General features: G+C 40.6%; 16 protein-coding genes. 12 read left to right on the top strand and 4 right to left on the bottom strand.

The window, feature by feature from the left end:
- Positions 1-269: 269 nt before the first annotated feature.
- The 3 genes from QE404_RS05060 (at position 270) to QE404_RS05050 (ending at position 3,018) form a co-directional block, all read left to right on the top strand.
- A complete protein-coding gene (locus tag QE404_RS05060) occupies positions 270-863 on the top strand; it encodes a TetR/AcrR family transcriptional regulator (protein WP_307447347.1) in 594 nt (197 codons plus the stop codon).
- Positions 864-968: 105 nt separating this feature from the next.
- Entirely contained in the window at positions 969-1,877 is a 909-nt protein-coding gene (locus QE404_RS05055; protein WP_307447344.1) for a helix-turn-helix domain-containing protein, read from the top strand.
- Positions 1,878-2,121: 244 nt separating this feature from the next.
- The gene (locus QE404_RS05050) at positions 2,122-3,018 is read left to right on the top strand and encodes a 3-hydroxyacyl-CoA dehydrogenase (RefSeq protein WP_307447341.1); all 897 of its coding nucleotides are present in this window, start codon (positions 2,122-2,124) and stop codon (positions 3,016-3,018) included.
- A 101-nt stretch (positions 3,019-3,119) separates the two neighbouring features.
- Here QE404_RS05050 and QE404_RS05045 read toward each other — a convergent pair whose 3' ends face one another.
- A complete protein-coding gene (locus QE404_RS05045) occupies positions 3,120-3,893 on the bottom strand; it encodes a helix-turn-helix domain-containing protein (protein WP_307447339.1) in 774 nt (257 codons plus the stop codon).
- A gap of 105 nt (positions 3,894-3,998) precedes the next feature.
- Here QE404_RS05045 and QE404_RS05040 point away from each other — a divergent pair, with 105 nt between their 5' ends.
- The 4 genes from QE404_RS05040 to QE404_RS05025 all read left to right on the top strand — a co-directional run bounded on the left by QE404_RS05040 (position 3,999) and on the right by QE404_RS05025 (position 7,333).
- Positions 3,999-4,511, top strand: a complete 513-nt coding sequence (locus tag QE404_RS05040; RefSeq protein ID WP_307453740.1) for a phenolic acid decarboxylase — start codon at positions 3,999-4,001, stop codon at positions 4,509-4,511.
- Between the two features lie 39 nt (positions 4,512-4,550).
- Positions 4,551-5,552 (top strand): alpha/beta hydrolase, encoded by a 1,002-nt coding sequence (locus tag QE404_RS05035; protein WP_307447333.1) that lies wholly within the window; start codon positions 4,551-4,553, stop codon positions 5,550-5,552.
- Between the two features lie 129 nt (positions 5,553-5,681).
- Positions 5,682-6,548, top strand: coding sequence for an MBL fold metallo-hydrolase (locus QE404_RS05030; protein WP_307447331.1), 867 nt, complete (start codon positions 5,682-5,684; stop codon positions 6,546-6,548).
- A gap of 20 nt (positions 6,549-6,568) precedes the next feature.
- On the top strand, positions 6,569-7,333 hold the full coding sequence (locus tag QE404_RS05025; RefSeq protein ID WP_307447328.1) for a glucose 1-dehydrogenase: 765 nt from the start codon (positions 6,569-6,571) through the stop codon (positions 7,331-7,333).
- Positions 7,334-7,419: 86 nt separating this feature from the next.
- Here the strand turns inward: QE404_RS05025 and QE404_RS05020 are convergent, their stop codons facing one another.
- Complete coding sequence (locus QE404_RS05020; RefSeq protein ID WP_307447325.1) at positions 7,420-8,259, bottom strand: AraC family transcriptional regulator; 840 nt, start codon at positions 8,257-8,259, stop codon at positions 7,420-7,422.
- A 143-nt stretch (positions 8,260-8,402) separates the two neighbouring features.
- On the opposite strand from QE404_RS05020, the gene QE404_RS05015 reads away from it, so the two are divergent.
- The 5 genes from QE404_RS05015 to QE404_RS04995 all read left to right on the top strand — a co-directional run bounded on the left by QE404_RS05015 (position 8,403) and on the right by QE404_RS04995 (position 13,771).
- Positions 8,403-9,512 (top strand): L-dopachrome tautomerase-related protein, encoded by a 1,110-nt coding sequence (locus QE404_RS05015; RefSeq protein ID WP_307447322.1) that lies wholly within the window; start codon positions 8,403-8,405, stop codon positions 9,510-9,512.
- Between the two features lie 248 nt (positions 9,513-9,760).
- Positions 9,761-10,615: an aldo/keto reductase gene (locus QE404_RS05010; protein WP_307453738.1), complete on the top strand. Its 855-nt coding sequence runs from the start codon at positions 9,761-9,763 to the stop codon at positions 10,613-10,615.
- Between the two features lie 18 nt (positions 10,616-10,633).
- Positions 10,634-11,998 (top strand): amidohydrolase family protein, encoded by a 1,365-nt coding sequence (locus QE404_RS05005; RefSeq protein ID WP_307447317.1) that lies wholly within the window; start codon positions 10,634-10,636, stop codon positions 11,996-11,998.
- 61 nt (positions 11,999-12,059) lie between these two features.
- On the top strand, positions 12,060-13,181 hold the full coding sequence (locus tag QE404_RS05000; protein WP_307447314.1) for an L-dopachrome tautomerase-related protein: 1,122 nt from the start codon (positions 12,060-12,062) through the stop codon (positions 13,179-13,181).
- Between the two features lie 41 nt (positions 13,182-13,222).
- Complete coding sequence (locus QE404_RS04995) at positions 13,223-13,771, top strand: VOC family protein (protein WP_307447311.1); 549 nt, start codon at positions 13,223-13,225, stop codon at positions 13,769-13,771.
- A gap of 26 nt (positions 13,772-13,797) precedes the next feature.
- Here the strand turns inward: QE404_RS04995 and QE404_RS04990 are convergent, their stop codons facing one another.
- Positions 13,798-15,981, bottom strand: a complete 2,184-nt coding sequence (locus QE404_RS04990; protein WP_307447310.1) for an outer membrane beta-barrel family protein — start codon at positions 15,979-15,981, stop codon at positions 13,798-13,800.
- Positions 15,982-16,005: 24 nt separating this feature from the next.
- A complete protein-coding gene (locus QE404_RS04985) occupies positions 16,006-17,025 on the bottom strand; it encodes a CobW family GTP-binding protein (protein ID WP_307447307.1) in 1,020 nt (339 codons plus the stop codon).
- Positions 17,026-17,469 lie beyond the last annotated feature (444 nt).

The following is a 17,469-nucleotide window of genomic DNA, read 5'->3' as shown; positions in this document are numbered from 1 at the left end:
CCATAATCGTTGATCAGATAAAAAAGATATGATAAATAGTATACTTTTTAAGACTAGATTTAAAATAATAATAGATGCTTTCTGGCTTAGAGAAGATATTCTGGAAACAATCCCCAACTGCCGGTGCGAGTATCTCGATAATAGTTTCAAGCTATTATATGTAGCTTCTGAAACCTTATTTTCTGAAAATGATCTTAAATGGTTATTTGAACTGTATAAAATGGAGTTTTCTATTATAGAACAAAGTATCTCAAAATTGAAGATCAGTTATGTTACAGCAGGATAATCGGCCGCTATCTATTTCAGGTGCGAAAGAAAAAATAAAGGATACCGCAAAATATCTTTTGTTTACAGATGGCAGGTTCAGTGCCACCACACAGCAGATAGCACAAACTGCTCATACGGACAGAACGGCAATACACTATTATTTTCGTACCAGAACAAATCTTGTCCGTACCATCATTAAGGAGATCACCAATGAGTTTCCGGCTCCTTCCTGGTCAGACATTAAAGATCTGCCCCTGAAAGAGAAGCTCATAAGATATGTCATTTACAATGCCCAAAAAAGTAGAAAATATCCTTACTTAAATATTTATATGATTACTCAAAAAGAATTTGCAGAGTACACAGAGAAATTGTTTTTCCCGTTGACGGAGATGATTCCCGAGATCATGGTCTGTATTCGTGATGGAAGACTACACTATACCAGCCCTATCGAGTTTTTGGCCGATCTGATTTCCATAGTTTCCGGATATCAGATCTCTGCCAACTATTTTCAGAGAAGATCAGAAAGTGTGATGTCGCCGACACCCCATCATCACCGAACTGAAAGGATCATAAATTTCTTTTTAAAAGATATTTGAATCCATGATCATTTTCATCAGTAAAATCATCATGCAGGATTTCCAGAAATATCAAATGAACCGTCTTTTATTCAGTAACTTTACTAATACTCCTATTACTATCATATGATCCATAAAGATATAGTCTTCCATAATCTGCATGATCTTTTCAAAATGTTTGATAAGAATGATGATCATCAAAAAACCAACAATGACTTCTTTATCATTAGGGAAACTTATGGTCTTGATGAAAATGATTATCAGTATCCTTTCAGGACGGATAATACTGCTATTATGCTGATCACAGACGGTGAAGCGGATTTCCAGATCAATTTTGAACTGATAAAACTTAAAAAAGATGACATCCTGATCGTGACGCCAAATTCGATATTCTATCCCGTTAAAACAAATTCCCTCCTGAAAGCAACTGGTATTGTCTTTAACGATTCATTCGTACAGCAGAATGTCCAGCTTCACATGCATTACATTAATGAAATCATCTTCTTCTCAGAAAGAAATACTCCGGTTTTACGCAGCGGTGCCAATGAAAGGGCTGCATTCAGGTTTTTAATTGATAAGATCCGTATCGCTGATGAGCAGGAAAATTATTATTCCAAGGATATTATCAGTCATTATTTCAATGCTTTGCTTCTGGAGCTGATGGTTATGTACCGTTTCAATGATAAAAGAATGATCGATATGAAGACATGGAGAAAAAAAGACCTGATCAATCAGTTTTTGGTCCTTCTTTCCGAGCATTCAAAAAAGGAGCGGGCCGTTGAGTTTTATGCAGAGAAACTTTCTGTGTCCCCAAGTTATCTGACACGCATTATAAAAGAAGCCTCGGGTGAATCTACACGGACCATTATTACCAATTCGGTCATTATGGAAGCCCGTGACCTACTTCTGTATTCAAACCTTTCGATCACACAAATCGCAGAAGAACTCAATTTCAGTGACCAGTCTTTCTTCGGCAAATTCTTTAAAAAGAAAATGAAAATGTCTCCCAAGATGTTCAGGGCAAGAAACAAATGAAAATTACATCAAAGGAATGCTTTAAACTACAAATCATTTGTATGGGCTGAATTTCTACAGTCATGAATGATCGTTGCATCATTGAAAGAATATAGCATTATTTAACACCCATATAACCCTGAATCAGGGCTTTATTTCTTTGTTTAAAACTATAACAAAGTATCTGAAAGCAAGAAAAAATTGTCAACATAGATCATGGATTTCCCATAGGACAAATAGTATTAACAATAAATTTTTTTTAATTATGAGCATTAAAAATGTAACCGTTGCAGGAAGCGGCGTTTTAGGTTTTCAGATTGCCTTTCAAACTGCATTTCACGGATTTAAAGTGTCTGTTTACGATATCAGCGATGAAGTTTTGGAAAAAGCAAAAGCAAAATTTCAAAATTTGGCAGAACGCTACACAGCGGATATTCACGCTACACAGCAGCAAATAGATGCTACATTTACCAATTTAAGTTACACATCAGACCTGGCAGAAAGTGTAAAAGATGCGGATCTCCTGATAGAAGCCGTTCCCGAGCTCCCGGAAATCAAAATTGAGTTCTACAAGAAATTGGCTGGCGTAGCACCGGAAAAAACAATTTTTGCCACCAATTCCTCAACCCTGTTACCAAGCCAGTTTTCAGAATTTACGGGCAGGCCTGCAAAATTCATTGCCCTGCATTTCGCGAACGAAATCTGGAAATATAACACCGCCGAAATAATGGGACATCCCGGAACTTCGTCCGAAGTATTCGATACATTGGTCGCTTTTGCAAAATCAATTGGAATGGTTGCTCTACCCGTTTACAAAGAGCAGCCGGGCTATATTATCAACTCGCTGTTGGTTCCGCTTATAAACGAAGCAACCCAACTTTGGGCTAACGAAGTTTCTGACTATAAAACGATAGACAAGACCTGGATGATAGCCACAGGTGCGCCTAAAGGACCATTCGGATTTATTGATATGGTAGGCATCAATACCGCCTATAATGTCACTAAAATGACTGCCGAAAGAGAGCATAACCCTGTTTTACAGAAAGTAGCAGAATTGTTCAAAAACGATTTCATCAACAAAGGAAAATTAGGTGCTGCCACAGGCGAAGGTTTTTATAAACATCCCAATCCTGAATATCTCGAACCAGATTTCCTAAAATAGTTCAATATACTCAGCTAAGATATCAAGGGCGGCAATGAATCATTACTGCCCTTTGACAATCTCTTGTTGAAATATGTGTGTTCCATTGTACCGGAATGATCTTATTTAATACTCCAGGTTCGGTTGTTTTTTACAAAATAGCTTGGAGAGTGCCCCGTAAATTTTTTAAACGCCCGGCTAAAATTGCTTGCCGAATTATATCCCACTTCATAAGCAACAGAAGAAATATCCCCATGGTTTTCTGATAATAGCTCAATGGCTTTTACGATCCTCAGATAATTGATATAGCTTACAAAACTGATATTCTCTTTTTTGAAAATACGTGTCAGGTTGCGGGGCGTAAATCCAAAAATACCTGATATTTTCTTCAAAGAATTTTCTTCATGAAAGTGCTCTTTAAGGTAACTAAGAACAGCTTGCAACCTTTCGTTTTTAGGAGCAATCATGCCTCTTACAAAACCTGTATCTGACTCCCGGGCCATACTGCAAAGTAAAACTGAAAAAGCATAACAAAATTGATAATGCACAGCATCCTCATCCGGATTCAATTCACGTTTCAGTTTGTTTAAAAACCGCATATTCTCTATAATAAAATCATTTGCATTTAAAGCCGAATAGTCATTATTCCCGGTTATTGGAGGGACATATAGTAAGAACATCTTTATTTTTTCATTATTACTTTTAAGGCTATGCATTGTTCCCGATGGAATAATTCCGATAAATCCCTCCGGCAGAAAGAACTCCTTATCACATAAGTTTATCCTGAGTGTCCCTTTTATCATATAAACGAACTGATGATGGTGGTTGTGAACGTGTACAGGCATGTTCAGGTATTCAAAATCTGTTGTCTTGGTGTATATATGGTTGGTTGTCATCAATTGTCCTTTTTTGTCAATTATTTGTCCAAATATACGACAAAGGACTTATTTAGGGTACGTAACTTTACTTTATTAAATTATTAAACCTTAAAAAGTACGAAAATGAGCAATATTAAAAACTTGGAAGACTTCATTGGCCTACATCTTATATACACCTATGACAATGGCTGGAATTATGAAATATACGTTAAGAATGAAGATACGATAGATTACCGAATCCACTCAGGAATGGTGGGAGGACGCTGGGTAAGAGACCAGAAAGTCGATATTGTAAAACTGGTGGACGGAGTGTTTAAAATCTGTTGGACAGAGCCTACGGGAACCGATGTTTCCTTGGATTTCATGCCCAATGAAAACAAGCTTCACGGCGTTATTTTCTTTCCAAAATGGGTACACGAACACCCCGAAATTACGGTAAGATATCAAAACGATTTCATTCCTTTAATGGAAGAATCCCGAGAAAAATACGAGACCTACCCCAAATATGTGGTTCCGGAATTCGGTACAATTTTCTATACTAAAAACGAAGGGAAGAACAATGAAAAAGTGATTTCGGAAGCTCCTTATGAGGGAATGATCGATAAAATGGTGAGCGGAGAATTGTCTTTTTCTTAAATTATCAGGACAGAAATTACTTTAAATAAAATCCTTATTATGAAAAATATTGTCCTGGGATTTTTTTTAACCTTAAGTCTTCACACAATGGCGCAAAGCATTCCGAACACAGAAGAAACCATCCAGGTACCGCTAAAAAACGGCATGATCGATTTGCTTACGGGAATTACCTATACGCAAATCATAGATCAGCGAAGGGTAACACCACTGAAGATGACGATTCTGGTACCCCGTACTGACCGTCTCAAGCCGGCAATCGTTTATTTTCCGGGAGGAGGATTTACTTCTGCGGACTACGATAAATTTTACGAGATGAAGGATGCCCTGGCAAAAGCCGGTTTCGTAGTGGCGGGCGCTGAATACCGTGTGGTTCCCAATCTTTTTCCCACATTGCTTCAAGACGCAAAAGCCGCTGTGCGTTATCTAAAAGCGCATGCGTCAGAACTGGGGATTGATCCTGATAAAATCGGGGTTTTAGGTGATTCTGCCGGCGGTTATCTGGCCCAGCTCATGGGCACAACCAATGGCGAAAAGGCTTTTGATGTAGGCGAAAATTTAGACCAGAATTCTACGGTTCAGTCTGTGGTAAGCCTGTACGGGATTAGCAATCTGACCAATATTGGCGAGGATTTTCCGGATAAGATTAAAGCGGTGCATCAAAGTCCTGCTGTTACCGAGGCGCTTCTTGTTAACGGACCTGCTTTCGGGGATTTTGCCGGAGCACCCGTTCAGAGTAATCAGAAAAAAGCTTTGGAAGCAAGTCCGATTGGACACCTAAAAAAGAACCTGCCCCCGTTTCTTTTGATGCACGGAGATGACGACCAGCTGGTTTCTCCAAGCCAGAGCCGCCAGATGTACGAGGCATTGCTGAAGGATGGCAATACCGCACAGCTTATCACGGTGAAAGGTGCCGGACACGGAAGTTTCCATTTTTATCAGCCGGGCATCATCAAAAGAGTGGTAGACTGGTATCTTCTGACTTTGGGCGACCCTGTAAAAGCCAAAAAGAATCCTCAAAAAGTAAAAAACTCCAATCTTTAAGATTTTGAATCTTTTACGGATACGAACAACGTTTCTTCAGATAGGCCCTTACTATAATATCAGTTAGTGAGATCTTGTATTTGAAGTTGCGGAACAAACATTTATTAATACCTTAAAACAATCATCAATATGTCAAATTTAAAAATCAAAGTATTTAATGGCGGTGATACGCCGGGAGGTTTTGCAGTCAATTCCACCCTTATATATGGCGAAAAAGACGCCATCCTTCTTGATGCCCAGTTCGCTGAATCCAGTGCCCACCGTCTGGTGGCAATGATTACTGAAAACGGAGTGAAACCTTCACGGGTGTACATCAGCCATTTCCATCCCGATCATTTTTTGGGATTAAGCGTTCTCAAGAAAACATTTCCGGATATCCGGGTTTTATCATTGCCCTCCATTGCAGACGACATCAACTCGGCATTCGATTTTAAAATTAAATACTGGGGAAATACCGTTCTTGGTCTGGATGGTGCCAAAGAAAAAGTTCTGGTGGAACCTTGGGACAAAGATCATCTGGAACTGGAAGGGGAAAAAATAGAAATCCTCGGCCCTTTAAGAGGTGATTCGGACGATGCTTCTGCACTGTGGATCCCTTCTATTAAGACATTGCTGGCTGCTGATACCGTTTTTGCCGATGCCTATGTATGGATTGCTGATGCCAAAACGAAACAGGCCAGAAAAGACTGGTATGATATACTGGACCGTTTGGAAAAATTACAGCCTGAAGTGGTGATACCGGGGCATTCCCCAAGCAATGACCCGAAATACTTTCATCCGGACAACATCAAATTTACCAGAAAGTACATCCGGGATTTTGAAGAGACCTGGAGAGAAGCTTCAGACAGTCAGGAAATCATTGACAAAATGAATGCAAAATATCCCAATCTTGCTGCCAAAATTTGTCTGGAAATGAGTGCTAAAATACTGAAAGACAGATTTGACTGGCCAGGAGAATATCCGCCATCGCTAAAAGATACTGTGCCGGAAATTTAAACCTTTAAAAAGAAAATACTATGTCAAATACAACCTATAATTATTCAGGCAAAACAATCATCATTACAGGTGCGGCGACAGGAATCGGGCGTGCCACCGCCGTGGCTTTTGCTGCCAACGGCGCCCAGGTCATCATTGGCGATGTAAATTTGGAAGCTGAGGAGACCGTTCGTCTAATTACAGAAGCAGGTAACAAGGCTATCTTTATTAAAACCAATGTGGCAGATGCCGTATCCGTACAAAACCTTATTAATGAAACTGTCTCACAATTCGGTACAATTGATTTCGCCTTCAACAACGCAGGTATCCTTCCGCCTTCGGCACCCTTAGCGGAAATGGAAGAAAGCGATTTCGATAAAGTGATCGCGGTAGATCTTAAAGGCGTGTTCCTTTGCATGAAATATGAAATCCAGGCCATGCTGAAAACAGGGGGCGGAGCTATCGTAAACACAGCTTCCGTGGCGGGAGTAGTAGCAGATCCGGACATGTCCCCTTATGCTGCGGCCAAACACGGCGTAATAGGGCTGACCAAAGCGGCCGCTTTGGATTATGCCACCCAAAATATCCGCATCAATGCCGTTGCACCAGGCCTGATCCGCACACCAATGACCGAAAGGTGGCTTGCCGATCCGGATATAAGCGCATCCCTGATGAACAACAGCCCGATGAAAAGACCTGCAGAACCTACTGAAGTAGCAGCACCGGTTTTATTTCTGTGTTCTCCTGAAGCATCATTTGTAAACGGATCTGTATTTGTAGTGGATGGCGGACAAACCGCTCACTAAAAATACTATTATGACCGATAATAAAATTTAAGTGATACGTTGTTTTCACCTGGAAGAATTAGAATTGAAAAAAGTAAGAGATATCATCATCCCTTACTTTTAATTTTTTTTAACTGGCCGATGGATTGATTCCTCCTTCTTTTATAATAATGTGAGAGATGACTTTCATCGTTAAACCCAAACTCATCGGCAATTTGCTTTAAAGTCCCCTGCCCTGTCTCTACACGCTTTTCAATAAGTGAGAGCCGGTAGCTGCTGATGTAATCCCGCAGGGAAATTTCAAAATTCCTTTTGAAGTAATTGCTGAAATAGCTTTCTGAAATATTAAAGTGGGCAGCCAAATGGTTGATCCTGGTTTTTTCAGGTTTATAGATGTTATGATGAATATAAGTTATAATTTCTTCCTTTCCGGGTAAACCGTTATCTATCCTTATATCCATTTTAGAGATAGTTTCTCTGACCAAAGCAAAGATTGAAAAAATCTGATGCAGTATTATTGGCGAATTGGATATATTTTCCTGATCACTATAGTCCAGAATGTTTTCGATAATGCGTCGTAAAATGGCTTTGGACGGGTTATCGAATTTCAGTTTAAGTTCTTTCAGCATTCTATGGCGCATTATTTTTTCAGGGGTCGTATGGAAATTATTCTGAGAAAAAGACCTTAATGTTTCAAAGTACTGATCGGTGAATTTAATAAAAACCATTCTGGAAGCTGATGCAAATTCAAAATAATGCTCATCTTCCAGGGAAATAAAGAACAGATCACCGGGCTTATACGATGTTACAAGATTATTCAGGTAATGCCTGCCTTTTCCCTTTAAAACATAAACCAGTTCATAGTAGGTATGGCTGTGGTTAGGCAGATGAAAAGTATCTGCTACAAGGTCGTGAATGACCAATGTACTGAACTGTCTTTTCTTCACAGGACTTCATTTGTAACAAATGTACAAAAAGATACATTATTTATACAAGATTCTCCTTTTCAGTTCTCTTTAACTTTATCTTATACAATTTCCGGTTTTTTCTTCAAATACAATCACATCGTATCACTAATACAATATCAGGTATGAAAAAATTTAAATTTATCATTCTGTTCTGCGCCACTATCACGATGATACGGGCACAAAACTCCAATGCACAGATCATCGCATCAATTAATCCGCCAAATCCTGATATGTCCGGTATCGCGGTAAGTTCCGATGACCGTGTTTTTCTTGGTTTCCCGAGACACGCAGACAACCACAAGGAATTCGCATTGGCAGAACTGAAAGACGGAAAGTTAATTCCCTGGCCAGACAAAGAATATGTTTATCCGTCAGCCAAACCCGTGAAGGAATGGCTGGTTTCCCCACACGGAATGTATATGGACAAAAATGATGTGCTGTGGATCATCGATGATGGCAAACGCTCCGGAACGGAAGAAATTTCCCAGGGCGCTGCAAAAGTGGTTGCTATTGATATCAAAACAAAAAAGATCGTCCATAGCCTGGAAATCCCAAAAGGTATTTTAAGAAGTACAGCACATTACAATGACCTGCGGGTAGATCTGTTGCACGGAAAAAATGGTATGGTTTACATTGCCAATTCGGGTTTTGGCAAAGATTTTTCCCTGGTCATCATAGATGTTGCTTCCGGAAAAGCTAAAGAGGTTTTGAGGAATCATAAAACAACATCGCCGGACCAAAACTATATGGCATTCCTGGAAGGGAAGCCAAGAAGAGGCGATAACAAGCAGCTCACACTTCCGGGCGGGGGTGCAGATGGAATTTCCATAAGTCCTGATAGCCAAACCCTGTACTGGACCACTATTTCCGGGCGAAATATGTACAGCCTGTCAACGGCAATTCTCAGTGATTTTTCTAAATCGGAAACGGAAATCGAAAATGCTGTAACGTTTGAAGGCCAGCATCCGGCTTGTGACGGCATAGCGGAAGATGAAAACGGCAATATCTATTTTGGGGCTTATGAACAGCAATCACTGGTAAAACGGACACCCGATGGCGAATTTGAAGTGGTTTCCCATGATCCGGCAAATTATGTCTGGCCGGATGGATTGGCCTTCAAAAACGGCTATCTGTATGTGACTTTGGGTCAATGGAACCGCTTAGCCAGCTTTAATAATAACAAAGATCTGCGTAAGCCTCCTTATTTAGTCGTTAAAATTAAGATCAATTAAATTGTCCAGGTTTATGATTACAAAAATAAAATCTAAAAAAGGGCTTTTAAAATAATTCAACCGTATCGCAACAACAATTGGTCTTGATGTATATAGACTTAACGGCTGCATTGAGGATATTGGTCCTTCCGATGTGCAATATTCAGATCAAAGATGATAATTTGGCTTGAAACCTGAAATACCGGCTGCTCTCTCAGAAGGTTTAATTGACGAAGAACCCCTTATTCCCTGTTAAAAAATTTAAAATTATGATTGAACTTACCACACTAAACGACGGAAATCAAATCCCGAAACTGGGTTTCGGAACCTATAAAGCGACTGAGCAGGAATGCATAGACAGCGTGAAATTTGCATTGCAAAACGGATACAGACTACTCGATACCGCAGCGATATACAAAAATGAAGAAGCTGTAGGAAAAGGAATCGCGGAAAGCGGTATTCCGAGAGAAGAGGTATTTTTAACCACGAAACTACAGCGTGAAAATCTGGGGTATGAAAATGCCAAGGAAGATTTTCAGGAGTCTTTGGAAAAGCTGAAGCTGGACTATGTTGACCTCTACCTCATCCATTGGCCTGCTAATGCCAAAAATTATGCTGACTGGCAGAAAACCAATGCTGAAACCTGGCGGGCAATGGAAGAGCTGCAAAGAGAAGGCAAGATCAGGTCCATTGGTGTCAGTAATTTCTGGAAAGAGCATCTGGATGCCCTTTTACAGACAGCAAGGGTCGTTCCGGCGGTTAACCAGATTGAGTTTCATCCTGGTTACTGGCAACCGGAACTTACTGAACTCTGCAAAGATCTGTCAATAGCTATAGAAGCATGGTCACCTCTGGCAAGAGGAAAAGTTTTCGATAATAATGTATTGAAGAATATCGCGGAGAAGCATGGGAAATCCGTTTCTCAGATTACATTAAGATGGGTTATCGAGCAGGGTGCCATTCCCATCCCGAAATCTTCAACCAAGGATAGAATCCTTGAGAATCTGGAAGTTTTTGATTTTGTTTTGTCACAGGAAGAAATTTCAGCCATCAATATCCTCCCGGAAATGGGTTTCAGTGGCGAACTGCCAAATGAATGGCCGGATGTTTTAAAATTTGATTAAACGTTAAATAACATAATTATGAAACAAATATTTTATTCATCAGCAATAGCTTTCGTTCTTATGACATTTTTGATTTGCTGCAAAGGCAAAAAAGACAACGAGGGCAGAGCTGTTTTATACAAGAATGCGACTGTTATTTCCGGCAACGGAGACAATCCGAAAGTGTGCGATATCCTCGTAGAAAACGGAAAAATAGTAAAAATTGAAGCGAATATCTCCGATGAGGCTGCTGAAACGGTTGATCTTACAGGGAAAACCATAATGCCGGCAATCCTTTCAGCCCATATCCACCTGGGATTACTGAAAGGAACCAAAAATGCGGCAGAAAATTATACGGAGCAAAACATTCTATCTCAGTTAAAAAAATATCAGGATTATGGTATTCTGAACGTTTTGGCAATGGGAAGCGACCGTCCCCTGATTTTTGAAAACGGTTTCCGGGATAAGTCTGCCGCTGGCAAACTGGATGGTGCAAGAATGTATAGTGCCGGTTATGGCTTCGGCGTCAAAAATGCTGCTCCGCCTTATGAGATGGGAATGGATAAAGTATACCGACCTGAGTCACCCGGGCAGATCCCTGCGGAAATGGATAGTCTTACCAAAGTAAAACCAACCGTCGTAAAACTCTGGGTAGATGATTTCAACGGGAAATACCCTAAAAAGATGGATCCCTCCATCTATAAGAAAATCATTGATGAAGCCCACAAACATAATTTGAGAGTGGCTGCCCACGTCTATTATCTTGCTGATCTTCAGCAATTGGTTGAAGCCGGCATTGACATCATCGGCCACAGTGTCCGGGACAAGATTATTGATGATGCCACTCTGATGCTAATGAAATCGAAAAACGTCACTTATATCCCTACGTTATCTCTGGATGAATTCGCCTACATCTATGCCAAAAAACCGGAATGGATCAATAACGAATTTTTCAAAAAGTCCCTGGAGCCTGGTGTCTACGAAAAAATTACATCGCAGGCGTACCAGGACGAATTGAAAAACAGTCCGCTTTTCCAAACCAATACCAAAGCATTCGCTACCGCTTTGCAAAACGTGAAAAAAGTCTATGATGCGGGAATTCCGGTAGCTTTCGGAACAGATTCCGGTGCAATGTTTCTCCGGGCTCAGGGTTTCAGCGAACATCTTGAACTTCAGCTCCTTGTCGAAGCGGGCTTAACGCCAAACCAGGCGATAACCATTGCTACCAAAAATGCGGCAAAAGCCATTGGCATTTACAAAGACTTCGGAACGCTTGAAGCCGGAAAGACGGCTGATTTCCTTATCCTGAATGCCAATCCGCTGAACAATATTAAAAACACAGAGCAAATCTATGCCATTTACAAAGCGGGCAAAGAAGTAAGCAGAGGGCCTTTGGCAAAATAATTTTAATGATCTGATGTGAGGATCAACCCTGCCGCAAGAGTTTTCACAATACTATAACATTATGAGAAAGACAGTACCATTAGCGATAGCGACATGTTTGCTTTCAGCAATATCCGTTATCAGAGCACAGATGCCGATCCAGGTACCTCAAAAAATCAGCCTTGAATACCAGCTTCAAAAAGAAGCCGCAGGCATTGCTGTAAGCGATGACGGGCGTGTTTTCCTTGCTCTTCCCAGAGGCGGTGAAAATCACAATCTCCCATCTGTTGTAGAAATGACCGGGCAAAAAATGACCGCATTTCCGAATGAAGAAATCAATAAAAACATTAATTCAGACTATGACAGCCACCTGGTTTCCGTGCTTGGGATTACGATCTACCAAAACACGCTCTGGATTCTCGATCAGGGAAAACGGGCAGGCTTAGAAGACATCCCCGATGGCTCCACAAAGGTAGTTGCGGTTGACATCAATACCAGGAAGGTGATTAAAAACATCCCTATTCCGAAACCTTTTTTCCGTGAAACAATGCAGTTGAATGACTTGCGTTTTGATCCTACCCACGGTAAGCAGGGGATGGTATATATCACGAACAACGGATTCTCAAAACCTGACCAGTCGATCATCCTTTTGGATGTGGCAAGCGGAAAATTACGGGAACTCTTCAAAAATATTCCCGAAGTTTCCCCTGCCCCAGGCTTCATCACTTATGTAGAGGGAAAGCCATACCTGCTGGATATGGAAAAGCCGACAATGCCACAAGGCGGTGTCAATGGGATTGAATTATCTGCCGATTTCAAAAAGCTGATCTGGACCACACCTACAAACCCTAATTATTACAGCATTTCAACGGATAAAATCAGTGATTTTCATGCATCTGAAGCCGATTTAAAAAAGGAAATCACATCAGAAGGACAGATTGTTTCCAATGGCGGAATAGCAGTTGATGAAGAAGGCAGCATCTATTTTGGAGACGCTTCCCGCTACAGCATCATCAGGAAAAACACAAAAGGCGAAGTGAGCCTGGTGGCTTACGATCCAAGGCTGATCTGGCCAGACGGAATGGCCGTTAAAAACGGCTCTCTCTACGTTACGATAGGCCAATGGCATCGCCTTCCAAATCTTAACAACGGAAAAGATGTCAGAACACAGCCCTATCAGGTACTGAAAATTCCGTTGAAATAATAAGTAACACTTCTCTATTTTAATCATACAATTTAATGAAAATGAATTATCAAACTTCCGAAGTAAGAGCAATTGACCATATAGGCATCACTGTGCCTGATCTGGAAGCCGCGGCACTATTTTTAGAACAAGCCTTTGGCGCCGTTGCAATCTACGACAATGTGATTCCAACGGATGAACCGCAACAGGGTGCAGATGCTGAGGCCAAGCTGGGCTTGGCAAAAGGTTCGGCCATCATCCATATGCGGATGATGAGAATTGGTGACGGCGCCAGCATTGAACTTTTCGAAATGAAGGTTCCGGGCAAACGTAAAAAAGACATAATCCCGTCAGATATCGGGTTACAGCATTTTGCAGTTTATACCGAGGATATTGATGAAACCAAAAGAAAATTCACAGAGGCCGGCGGAAAAGTACTGAAAGGCCCTAATAAAATGCTCGGCAGAGAAGGCGGTGATGGCAACTGGTTTATGTATGCAGTAACGCCCTGGGGAACTTTTGTAGAATTCATCACCTATCCGTCTGAGCTGGAAATTGAAAAAACAACAACTCTAAGAAGATGGAAGCCCCAGCCCGGCAAAGATGAATAAACGGGTAATCTACCTATCTTTAAACATTAAAGCCTTTCCTGCTCTTCAGTTTTTCTGTTGTTTGATTTGATAAGCTCTCCTCCAAAATGGTATTTCAATGATAAACTCACTACCCTGCTGTACGGTTTGTCGTTATAGTAGTAATCGGCAATATCAGTCTGGGATTTCGCTTTGTAACGAGTGGTATTGAATAGGTCGCTGACAGAAAATTGCGCAACAAATTTTTTGTTAAAAAACGATTTTTTAACACCAATGTTCACAAAGCCCATAGGTTCTGTACTGTAGATGCCCCGCAATTCTGATGTGGTAAATGAGGCAACGAGATTAACTGAAAAATCTTTTGGCAAAGTAAAATCCTGTTCCAGCATTGTTGTCAATGACCATTTTGAGACCTGCTTTTCGCCCAATTGCAGGGAAATAGGATAAGCAGTGTAGCTTAAGTCGTTGAAAAGCTGGAGATCCCAGAATTTTAATGGTTTTACGGAGACCGACGTTGTAAAATCAAAACGCTGCCTCTTCCCGAAGTTATCACTCATGCTTCTTACGGTGAACCCGTTATCGTCAATGGCCAGCCTCCGATTAATAAAATGATTGCTCCGGTTATAAATAGCAGTAAAGATATATCTGCTTTTCAGACTGTAGGTAAGGGAAGAGACCCACGTCATTTCCGGTAAAAGATTTGGATTGCCCGAATAGTAAAAATACTGATCCGTATACCAGCGGACAGGATTTAAGTCACTGTAAGACGGGCGGTTTATCCGTCGGCTCACAGAAAAATCCAATTTGTGATCATCACTGATAATTTGTTCTACGGTAAGTGAAGGAAACAGCTTGGTGTATTGCCATTTGTTGGTGAGATCCTGTTTTATCATATAGCCATCGGCATTCGTATATTCCAGGCGTAAGCCGGCTTCAATGCTGGTTTTGCTGAAAGTTTTAGATCCGGACAAATAAACCGCCGCAATGCGTTCCCTGTATTTAAAATGATTGCTTAAAGCATCAATTTTCACATAATTTCCGGCCTGCAAACTATCGAAACGGAATTGGTTATCATTCTCTACCTCCGCATATTTTACACCCGTTTTGATGCGGAATTTTTGGAACGGCAAATCGGCATCGGCTTTAAAGGATTTGATCTTTACGAATCCCGGCTGATGCGATTTCTGAACTTTCCGATTCAGGAAAACGTCGTTTAAAGTGTAAATGTCAGTTGTCATAAGCCCGTCAGAAAAATTACGGTTTGAAGTATAATTGGCATCAGCTGTGATATTTTTGCCAAGCGAATCAATGTCAAATTTATATTTCATACTGACGTCATCGTAATGGTACGGCTCGATCTGTGTATTTTCGGAGCGGATATACGATTGCAGGTTTCCCGAATGAGCCAGTCGGTCTACGGTAGAATAATTGAAACTTTTGAAATCATCAAAATAACCGTTGTAGCTTATGCCGATGCTGTGCCTGTTCAAAAACTGCCAGTCTGCCCCTACTCTCCAGGTGTAATATTTGACTTTATAGATGCTTTCATTGTTACGGCTCAGCTGCAACACATTACCGTTGTCATTGATGGTATTTCCACTTTGATTTTTCGAATAGCTGTGGGGAGTATTAAAATCGAAAGAACCATAAAGACTAAGCTTTTTAGTGCGAAAGCTTGACGTGATATTTTGGTTGTTCATCCAGTATTTTCCTTTTGAAACTGAACTGCGCAGATCAATCGCATAGCCCTTTTTTATATTTTTTTTGGAAATGATATTGATTATTCCGGCATTTCCGGCAGCATCAAATTCCGACGATGGCGTGGTCATGATTTCAATTTTGCTGATGTCTTCAGCACTCATCCCCATCAGGAAGCTGGCTAACTGGCTGCCTGACAGATAAGTCATTTTTCCGTCAATCACTACATTGATGCCCGCTGAGCCGCGAAATAAAATCTGGTCGTTCTGCCCCACACTAACGCCCGGTACCCTTTTGAGCAGATCCAAAGCCGTTTGCCCTGTGCTGAGTGCAGAATTTTGTACATTGAAGATCAGCTTGCCTTTATCGGTTTCAAAAACTTTTTTCCTGGCATTGATGCTTACTTCCTTGATAAGTTCAACTTTTGCCACCGTATCTTTTCGCACCCCTGTACTGTCCGTTTGCGCAGATGCCCAGCTTGCCGAAAACAGCAGGCATAGAGCAAAAATAATAGTGTTTTTATGATCATTCATGTTATTCATCATTTATGTTTATATTTATTTATGTGTTCTTTTAGCCAATAACTGCTTTAACATTTGCTCAATACCTTTTGATTTCAGATCCCTGCCGATAAATACCATGCGGCTCCTGCGTATTTCATCCGTTTTCCATTCATTGCCCTGGCTTATTGCCAGCATTTTGCTGACAGACTGCACAATGACTTTATGTTTTTCCTCCATTGCCCAGATAACACCTTTTATCCTGTATATATCTTTTGCCTGAAAACGGAGGAACATCATCAACCTGTGCTGGAACCATTCAAGGTCAAATGGCTCATCAAATACAAAACTTAATGAACTGAGACCTCTGTGATGGTGTTCCTGATGACCATTTTCAATTTCGTTCTCAGCAGCATTTCCGGATGAACATTCCATGGCTATTTTATGATCAAAATCATTCCTGCTCAGTGCCAGCAGTTCTGTGAACGGGTAGCCTGTTTCTCTGTTTCCCGATCGTATTACAGCAGACGGGTTGATGCTTTGCAGCAGCGCTTCCAGGTGTTTATTATGTCCATTCCTTACGGTATCGACTTTATTCATAAGTATAAGGTCTGCAAAAACAATCTGCCTGCGGGCATCTTCCGTCTCTGCAAGCTGCTGCTCTATAAGCTGTGCATCTACTACACAGATAACACTTTCCAATCGGTAGCTGCTTTCTATGTTCGGATTGGCTAAAAAAGGCAGTGCCACCATGGCGGGATCGGCGATGCCGGTAGTTTCAATAACCAATTCATCAAATTCACTTTTTCGTCTCCATATTGTTTTCAGCAAATCTGAAAAGCCTTCATTAAGGCTGCAGCACAGGCATCCGTTATTGAGCTCAAATATACCATCATGAGGAGCTGCAATCAATTCCGCATCGATCCCTTCGCTGCCAAATTCATTTTCAATAATGAACAACCGCCGGTTTTTCTTATGTACAATCAGCTCATTGAGGAATGTTGTCTTCCCCGCACCAAGAAAGCCTGATATAATGGTAACAGGTTTTGCTTGTTTTCTGTCTGATTCACTCATCATAAAGATTATTGTTAGTGTATAGCTTGCAAAAATAATAATTGCATCTTTAAATGCAACAAAGTTGCTTTAATATTTAATAAAAAATTGATGGATGATTAAACATTATTTCTGAAAATATAAGGGACCATAATTGACCGCATTTTTCCAGCCAGGTTTGGCTATTCCATTTTTCACACTTATCTTTATTTGCTGCCTTTATATTCCACAGTTTAAAAAATCCATCATTAGTCTGATATTGGTTATGATTTTTTTGCTGGCTGAAAAGGATGATGAAATATATTGAAAAACATGCTGATCAGGCTTTCTGAGTTCCTCTGATAAGCATTCTTTTCAGACAGCATTGTTTCGGAGCTGAACCATTTTCCTTCCGTTAAAATTTTATTTTTATTTTCCGGACATTATTCATGATTCGGAACATTTTTTTATTTACATTTGCACCTTATT

The organism is Chryseobacterium camelliae, from assembly GCF_030818575.1.
Taxonomy (GTDB): domain Bacteria; phylum Bacteroidota; class Bacteroidia; order Flavobacteriales; family Weeksellaceae; genus Chryseobacterium; species Chryseobacterium camelliae_A.
This window is presented reverse-complemented; position numbering and strand designations above follow the sequence as displayed.